The 804-nt window shown below is 75.1% G+C and carries 1 protein-coding gene and 1 pseudogene; both read right to left on the reverse strand.

Features of this window, described 5'->3' with window-relative positions; translation table 11 throughout:
- Window positions 1–457 (reverse strand): annotated as a pseudogene (deoD, locus tag L0B03_RS18590) (purine-nucleoside phosphorylase); the annotation flags it as partial.
- Between the two features lie 10 nt (window positions 458–467).
- On the reverse strand, window positions 468–804 hold a 337-nt coding region (locus L0B03_RS18595; protein WP_250448584.1), incomplete at its 5' end, for a hypothetical protein.

Genomic DNA, 804 nt, shown 5'->3' on the forward strand with positions numbered 1-804 from the left:
CGCGGCCGCTCGCGTCGCGCTTGCCCACCCCCGCGGCGGTCGCGGCCGCGGCGAGCAGGGAGAAGCTCGGGGCGTGGCTGTAGTGCACCCCCGGCACCCGGTTCGCGCTGAGCCCACTGTCGGTGTGGGCGGCGCTCGCGATGACCACGTCACCGACCTGCAGGTGCGGGGCCATGCCTCCGGCGGTTCCGATGCGCACGATGCGCTGCGCCCCGAACTCGCGGAACAGCTCGGTCGCGTAGATCGAGATGGACGGCACCCCCATCCCCGAGGCGAGCACCGAGACGGGGCGGCCGTCGAAGGTCCCCGTGTACCCGAGGATCCCGCGGACCTCGGTCACGAGGCGTGCGTCCTCGAGGACTGTCTCGGCGATGCGGGTCGCGCGCCGGGGGTCACCCGGCATGAGGACGTCCGGGGCGAAGTCTCCGGGCGCGGCGTCGATGTGCGGCGTAGCCATGGGTGGGACCTTAACCCCGACCCGTGACGCCCGCTCCCGCCCCGCGGCCCAGCGTGCGCAGACGGTCCGCGACGGCGAACCATTCGGCCGAGTGCTCGGGGGCGAAGGTGTCGACGCCGCCGTGCCGGTGCGCGCGCAGCACGAGGAAGAGCCAGCCACGCAGCAGGTGGACGCCGGCCCAGGTCGGGACCTCGCCCGTGGCCTGGAACTCCTCACGGGCCGGGGCCAGCACGGCCGCGAGGTGGGCGGGGTGGGAGGCCAGCAGCTCGTAGCCGTTGTAGCGGCTCGCCCAGTCGACCCACTGCTCCCGGCTGGCCCCCGGCCGCGGGACGTCGGTCCAGGCCGCG

The sequence above is a fragment of the Actinotalea sp. C106 genome, from assembly GCF_023630195.1.
GTDB lineage: Bacteria > Actinomycetota > Actinomycetes > Actinomycetales > Cellulomonadaceae > Actinotalea.